This is a genomic window from Sulfuricurvum sp. PD_MW2 (assembly GCF_002633015.1).
Classification (GTDB): domain Bacteria; phylum Campylobacterota; class Campylobacteria; order Campylobacterales; family Sulfurimonadaceae; genus Sulfuricurvum.
In genome coordinates, this window is the sequence record NZ_NSIU01000069.1 from 1 (window position 1) to 1192 (window position 1192).

Here is a 1192-nt window from a genome sequence, read left to right on the forward strand (position 1 = left end):
GAGCAAAAAGAAAATATCATCAAAATATTATTTGTCTATTTTTCGGCAGCTACACTTTTGTATACAAGTGGAATAGGTTATACGGATATTGAACAACAAAAAGTACAGCTCCAATTGAATCAAGAATATTACACAGCAAATCAGGAAAATGAATTGCTATATCTATACAAAAATAACAAAAAAAATGATTTTGAAAACAACCTAAAAATCAGAGAACTTGAAATTTCTATAGCCAATAGAACTACTATGTTTCAAGTACTACAAGAACAAGCAAAGCTCTATTTACAATATAGAGTAACTGCATCATTTGCGATTATTGTCTTGTCATATATCTTATTGATGATTTTGTTGCTACAGCTAAATATCAGTAAATTAAAAATAATTGGAGTATTAATACTTTTACTATTTTTAGCTTACCCAAATTATTAAATCAAGATTGACAATAAAAAAGGACACTAAAGTTCTTCTATGTTTTTAGCTTTTTTTATTTCGCGCCTCATGCCATGCTATTAATTCATTCAATTTATTAAATGTCTTAGGATGATTTTCTGAATTGACACGAGTTTTCATACATTTATAAAACTCCAACCAAGATACTTTTTCTTTTCCTGTTGGCTTTAGTTTATTGCAACAATGGCACATTATTGATGCAATCAGTTTCTCGGGTATTCCTTGAATTGTTTTAAAATGTTCATTATACTTATTTTGCAATTCATTGCTATTATTCTGTCCACAACTAACTTCACTTGCATCTTTCGAACCACCATCAACCTTGTCATCATAATCTATTTGATCATTAATATCTTTTATTGTTTCTATACTATTACAATCTAATTTCATAAAAAACCCTTTTTAATATTTTACATATAATACTACATAAATTATTCTTATTTAATATATTATGCCCAGTATTTTGAAATAGATAAAGGACTAGAGTTTAATGATAGACCTATAAAATTCTTTCAAATCATCAAAATTAATCCTTGACAATAATTGTTTATAAGTTCTAATATCGAACTTTTCAGGGCCTCCATATCGGTTTTTTAACATTTTATAAGCCCTAAACAAAGGAGTTTCAGCAATCTGAAGCTCTTTTTTAGTGTTTACTAAAAGTTCGAACAGTAATTTCTTAATGATATTCATCTTTCACTCTTTAGTTGCAGTAAAATAGCTTTTATATAGGCTTTCTGAC

The 1192-nt window shown here is 27.4% G+C and carries 2 protein-coding genes; one reads left to right on the top strand and one right to left on the bottom strand.

The annotated features are described in order from the left end of the window. Positions 1–429, top strand: a 429-nt coding sequence (locus CJD30_RS11640) for a hypothetical protein (protein WP_294919345.1), incomplete at its 5' end; no start/stop codon positions are given. Positions 430–474: 45 nt separating this feature from the next. Here CJD30_RS11640 and CJD30_RS11645 read toward each other — a convergent pair. Then, the gene (locus CJD30_RS11645) at positions 475–840 is read right to left on the bottom strand and encodes a hypothetical protein (protein ID WP_294919348.1); all 366 of its coding nucleotides are present in this window, start codon (positions 838–840) and stop codon (positions 475–477) included. Positions 841–1192 lie beyond the last annotated feature (352 nt).